7 protein-coding genes are annotated in these 6,030 nt (G+C 35.4%); 6 read left to right on the plus strand and 1 reads right to left on the minus strand.

What is annotated here, in order from left to right:
* Window positions 1–14: 14 nt before the first annotated feature.
* The 6 genes from cccA (at window position 15) to BUB12_RS17960 (ending at window position 4,806) form a co-directional block, all read left to right on the plus strand.
* Window positions 15–380, plus strand: coding sequence for a cytochrome c550 (cccA, locus tag BUB12_RS03210; protein WP_072887944.1), 366 nt, complete (start codon window positions 15–17; stop codon window positions 378–380).
* Window positions 381–460: 80 nt separating this feature from the next.
* On the plus strand, window positions 461–1,165 hold the full coding sequence (locus BUB12_RS03215) for a tRNA (adenine(22)-N(1))-methyltransferase (RefSeq protein ID WP_072887946.1): 705 nt from the start codon (window positions 461–463) through the stop codon (window positions 1,163–1,165).
* The gene (locus BUB12_RS03220; protein WP_072887948.1) at window positions 1,155–2,270 is read left to right on the plus strand and encodes a Nif3-like dinuclear metal center hexameric protein; all 1,116 of its coding nucleotides are present in this window, start codon (window positions 1,155–1,157) and stop codon (window positions 2,268–2,270) included. Before BUB12_RS03215 ends, BUB12_RS03220 begins: the two co-directional genes overlap by 11 nt.
* Window positions 2,271–2,327: 57 nt before the next feature.
* Complete coding sequence (locus BUB12_RS03225) at window positions 2,328–3,644, plus strand: DEAD/DEAH box helicase (protein WP_072887949.1); 1,317 nt, start codon at window positions 2,328–2,330, stop codon at window positions 3,642–3,644.
* Between the two features lie 20 nt (window positions 3,645–3,664).
* Window positions 3,665–4,564 carry a deoxyribonuclease IV gene (locus BUB12_RS03230; protein ID WP_072887951.1) on the plus strand — a complete coding sequence of 300 codons (900 nt, stop codon included), beginning with the start codon at window positions 3,665–3,667 and terminating at the stop codon, window positions 4,562–4,564.
* A 92-nt stretch (window positions 4,565–4,656) separates the two neighbouring features.
* The gene (locus tag BUB12_RS17960) at window positions 4,657–4,806 is read left to right on the plus strand and encodes a hypothetical protein (RefSeq protein WP_234982548.1); all 150 of its coding nucleotides are present in this window, start codon (window positions 4,657–4,659) and stop codon (window positions 4,804–4,806) included.
* 285 nt (window positions 4,807–5,091) lie between these two features.
* Here BUB12_RS17960 and BUB12_RS03235 read toward each other — a convergent pair.
* A partial coding sequence (locus BUB12_RS03235; RefSeq protein WP_234982549.1) for a transposase occupies window positions 5,092–6,030 on the minus strand: 939 nt, incomplete at its 5' end.

The following is a 6,030-nucleotide window of genomic DNA, read 5'->3' on the forward strand; positions in this document are numbered from 1 at the left end:
AAGGAGGAAATACAATGCGTAAAAATGCAGTCATCCCATATGCTATTATAGCGATTGTAGGGATCATAGCAGTAATTGTGATTTCTTTAGTTGGTGTTGACCAACGTAAAGATCTTGCAAATCAAGACGAGCAGGGCGGAGAAACTCAAGAAGGTGAAGTGGCTAGCCCAGAAGTAATTTACGAGAATAACTGTGCAATGTGCCATGGTGCTGATCTATCAGGTGGTAGTAATCCAGACCTAACTACAATTGGTGCAAAGTTATCTGTGGACGAAATTGCTAGTATCATTCAGAATGGTCAAGGTGGAATGCCTGCACAAAGCCATCTATCTCAAGAAGAAGTAGATGCATTATCTGAGTGGCTAGGAGAAAAGCAATAATACTATTTAAATAAGTACGAAGGAATAGCTTTCTGCGAAAAACAGAAAGCTTTTCTTTTACCTATAAATGGAGGTTTATGATGTTAAACTCAATAAATCTATCCGAGCGATTACAAACTGTTGCATCCTTTTTGCCTCAAGGTGCAAACTTTGCTGATATTGGTTCTGACCATGCGTACTTACCTTGTTATGTTTGTTTGAAGGATGTAAAAGCAAGTGCGATTGCTGGTGAGGTAAACGAAGGTCCATTTAATAGTGCTAACGAAACTGTAAAACAGTTTGGATTAGAAGATAAAGTAGAGGTGCGTTTAGGGGACGGTCTACAAGTTATTAAGAAGGATGAAGTGGATCAAGTTGTAATTGCTGGTATGGGTGGAGCGCTTATCCGATCCATTCTTGAAGATGGCAAAGAGAAACTTGAATGTGTCGAAACGATAATCGCACAACCTAATGTAGATGAATCTAGCGTTCGCAAATGGTTTATGGCAAATCATTATGAGATTGTGGAGGAAACAATACTAGAAGAGAATGGCCATATTTACGAGATTATTGTTGGTCGTCTAGTGGAACAGCCTAAACAGCTGTCTGAAAAAGAATTATTATTCGGGCCAATCCTATTACAACATAAAACAGAAGAATTTTTCTTGAAATGGAAGTCAGAAAGAGAAAAACGATCAAGAGTAATCAATCAGTTGAAAACGGCAAAATCAGACCAACAGGAAAAACTTAACCATTTTAACAAAGAACTAAAGTGGATTGAGGAGGTATTGGCTGATGAAGAATAAATTAACGAATGCTGATATTTTTAAAGTAATGGAAAATTGGGCACCAAAAAACCTTGCGTATGATTGGGATAATGTTGGCTTGCAGGTTGGTTCCTTTAATCATCCTGTAAAAAAAGTAATGGTAACGTTAGATGTATTAGAGCCTGTAGTCGATGAAGCGATAGAAAAAAATGTTGATCTTATTATCGCGCACCATCCGATGTTATTCAAGCCATTAAAACAATTAAATGTAGATAAAGCACAAGGAAGAATGATTCGGAAGTTAATGGAGCACAACATCACTGTGTATGCCTCACATACGAATTTAGATGCTGCTGAAGGCGGCGTAAATGATTTATTATGTGACGCCCTAGAACTACGTAACAATCAAGTGCTCGTTGACACCTATGAAGAAAAGCTTTATAAAGTAGTTGTTTATGTTCCAACTTCACATTTGAATGAAGTTTTGAATGCACTAAGTGAAAATGGAGCTGGACACATTGGTGATTATAGCCATTGTACATTCCAGACTAAAGGTACAGGAACTTTTAAACCATTAGATGGTACTAACCCTTTTATAGGAACGACTAATGAGCTTGAGAAAGTGGAAGAAGTAAAGGTTGAAACTATTGTTCAAGAATCCATATTGCAAAAGGTAATAGCAAGTATGGTTTCAGCTCATCCGTATGAAGAAGTAGCATATGATATCTTTCCTTTACAAAATCAAGGGAAGAAATTCGGTATTGGTCGAATAGGGACATTAAATGAACCTGTAAGTTTAGAAGACTTTTGTACCTTTGTAAAAGAAGCATTGCAGATGCCTAATTTACGTGTTACAGGCGATTTATCAAAGAAAGTTCGTAAGGTTGCTGTTTTAGGTGGTAGTGGAGAAAAATATATCCATGTTGCAAAAAGGAAAGGTGCTGACGTCTACATTACTGGGGATATGACATTTCACCTGGCTCAAAATGCTATGGAAATAGGATTACCTGTAATTGATGCAGGCCATTATAAGGAAAAAATAATGAAAAAAGGAACGAAAAAATACTTAGAACAGAAATTTGTGAATCATAACATAGATATTGTAATTTCTGAATCTAATACAGATCCTTTTACATTTGTTTAATATTTACAATGAATACAAAGGATACTAATAATATTCATTGTTTAAAGGAGTTCAACTATGGAAAAAAATACATTTGAAAATTTTTCTTTCCGTCCAGTAATGTACGATGTAATTGAAAAATTAAGTTTTAGAGAACCGACCGAGATTCAATCAAAAATTATTCCCGCGATAATGAAGGGGGATAGTGTGATTGGTCAATCTCACACAGGTTCCGGAAAAACGCATGCATATCTATTACCAATGATTAATAATATTGATTCCTCTAAAAAAGAAGTACAGTGTGTAATCACTGCTCCGACTAGGGAATTAGCGATGCAAATTTATGATGAAGTTCGTAAAATGATTCAGTTTGCTGATAAGGAGCAAGAGTGGAAAGCTAAGTTACTTGTTGGGGGTACGGACAAGCATAAAATTATAGACAAATTAAAAGAACCTCCGCAAATCGTAGTCGGTACCCCTGGTAGGATATTGGACTTAGTGAATAATGATGCCATTTCATTATATACAGCAAACCATTTTGTTATTGATGAAGCAGATACGATGCTTGATTTAGGCTTTATCAATGAAGTGGACCAGCTATTAGTACGTGTAAAACAAGATGTTCAATTACTTGTTTTTTCTGCAACAATTCCCCAGCGTTTAGAACATTTTCTGAAAAAATATTTAGAGAATCCTTTACATGTGAAGTTGGGACAAGAACTATCTCCTGAAACTATGGAGCACCGTTTAATTGCTAGAAAACATCGCAGTGATGCGACTATTATTGCAGATATATCAAAATCCATACAACCCTATCTTGCAATTATTTTTACAAATGGAAAAGCAAAAGCTGATGAACTAGCAGAAGAATTACAACAAAAGGGGTTAAAAATAGGGGTTATACATGGTGGCCTTCCACCAAGAGAACGAAAAAGGGTATTAAAAGATATCCAAAACCTTCGTTATCAATATATTGTGGCTACAGATTTAGCAGCCAGAGGAATTGACATTAAAGGTGTTAGCCATGTAATCAATGCTCAATTACCTAAGGAAGAAGAGTTTTATATCCATAGGGTGGGGCGTACGGCGAGAGCTGGAATGGAAGGAACAGCCATTAGTTTATACGATGATGAAGATATTAAATTAATTGAGAAGCTAGAGCAAAAAGGGCTAACATTTGTTTTTGCTGAAGTAAAGAATGGCGAATGGCAAGAAGCAAAAGCGTGGAATAAACGTACGCTACGAACAAAGGTAACAACAGATGTTGAGCAAGAAGCGTGGAAAAAAGTCCGTAAACCTAAACAGGTCAAACCAGGGTATAAAAAGAAAATGAAAAAACAACAAGCATCCATTAAAAAACAATTAACGAAGAAAAATAAATATAAAAAGAAATAAAGTAATAGGGAGAGGAAACAATGGTTAATATTGGCTCACACGTATCAATGAGTGGAAAGAAAATGTTATTAGGTTCAAGTGAAGAAGCTGTGTCTTACGGAGCAAATACATTTATGATTTATACAGGTGCTCCTCAAAATACCCGTAGAAAACCGATAGAAGAGTTAAATATTGAAAATGGATTAGAACATATGGCAGCAAATGGAATTAACGATATTGTTGTTCATGCACCATACATTATCAATATCGGAAACACTACAAAACCAGCTACATTTCAACTTGGGGTAGATTTTTTACGAAGTGAGATTGAACGTACGGAAGCATTAGGAGCAAAACAAATCGTTTTACATCCTGGTGCCCATGTAGGTGCTGGACCAGATGAAGGAATCAAAAAGATTGTTGAAGGGTTAAATGAAGTTTTAGAGAAAGAAAAAGATGTACAAATTGCTTTAGAAACGATGGCAGGGAAAGGTTCTGAAATCGGCCGTACTTTTGATGAAATAGCTAAAATTATCGATGGTGTAACCCATAATGAGAAACTGTCTGTTTGTTTGGACACTTGTCACATTCACGATGCTGGTTATGATATTGTTAATGATTTTGATGGAGTACTAAACGAATTTGATAAAATTATTGGAGTGGACAGAATTAAGGTTGTCCATGTAAATGATAGTAAAAATGAACGTGGAGCACATAAAGACCGTCATGAAAATATCGGATTTGGACATATTGGATTTGATGCTCTTCACTATGTTGTTCATCATAAACAACTAGAGAAGCTTCCTAAGATTCTAGAAACTCCATATGTTCCTGTGGGAGAAGATAAGAAAAACAAAAAGCCTCCATATAAATTCGAAATTGACATGATCAAAGACGGAAATTTCATAGAGGACTTAAAAGATAAGATAAGAAACCAATAATAGTAAGGTTGAGACAAAATTATTTTTGATGGGCCAAATCTGAACAAAAGAAATTTATTCGGATTTGGTTTGCTTATTAGTAAAACTTGGAAATGGAGTTAATTATGCCTTCCAGCACAAGTGCGACAACTGTTCAAGGCTCCTTCGGTCACTTTCACAGTATCTTCTTTGCTGCGGAGGAGGACACTGAAAAACCAAGTGATAATAAAAAAATGAGTCCGACAATTCTATATGCAGTGTAGTATGCAGGTGTTCGTAGGCTGAGACAAAAGTGTTTTTAAAGTAAAATCCGAACTTTATAATTCAAGATTTAGATTTTTTATGAAATGTAAATGTAGTGTAATCTCTGCCGCTTCAGAAATACACTTCGCTTTCTGCGGACGGCTGGTGAGCCTCCTCGTGCTAACGCGAGGGCACTGAAGAACTTACTGTAAAAAAATTATATACGTTTATTAAGTCATAAAAAAACGAAGAAATAAAAATTCGAGTACTTTTATCTAAAAATACAGATTAAAAGTACTCAATTTTTACCCTTTTTTACCTTCTTTTTCATTCATCAACTTTATAATTCGCTTCATATTAACTGCAAATATAGTAGTTGCCCCTTGAATTTGCATACCAAATAAACCTGAGCTTTTGGCTTGCTTAAAACCGTGCCGGTTTTTGAGTTCGCTGTTTTTTGCTTCAATTTTATAACGATTTTTTGCGAGTTCTTTAAACTCATCTGTGTTTTGAAAAGCTTCGTGTTCTGTGTGTTCAGTTGACTTAATTGTTACACAATATGTTTTAGATTTTGCTCCTTCTTTATAACAACCATCTCTTAATGGGCATGTCTTGCATATATTCACATCAAAGTGGTATCTCATTTGATCATTACGGTCTTTTTTCTTCTTTATACTTTTCCTTTTTGCCAAATGCCCTGCAGGGCATACAAATAAACCAGCATCCTTATTAAAACTAAATTCATCCTCTTTCTTTCTTGTGCCATTTGTAATAATTGGGTGTAATTTTGATATAAGATTAAAATTATCCTTCGCATAATTCAGATTATCTGTTCCAGAATAGGCTGTATCTCCTACGACTGTATCTATTTCCATACCATTGTCTACACTATTCTCTACGAGTTCTTCCAGGTATTGGCCATCACCTTTCTCACCAGAGGTAATCAAGGCAGCTGTTATTATACGCTCATCTGACATGGCGATATGTGTTTTGTATCCATGAAAAGAGTAGTCTACTGATTTGTGACCTGTACATGCATCCGGGTCTTCTGAATATAATTGTTGTTCATGGTAATCCTCTATTACTTCCTTTAGGACATTTATCCGTTCTTTTATAGATGGAATTTTAGTGAGTGATGATTGTTCTTCAATGGTTTTTAATAATTTTTTACAATATTTCATTTCATCTTCTGCTTCATTTGTTGATGGTTTTTTTGGAAACTTTTCCTTCATAGACTCATCATA

Origin of the sequence: Ornithinibacillus halophilus (assembly GCF_900129485.1) — a bacterium.
Taxonomy (GTDB): Bacteria; Bacillota; Bacilli; order Bacillales; family Amphibacillaceae; genus Ornithinibacillus; species Ornithinibacillus halophilus.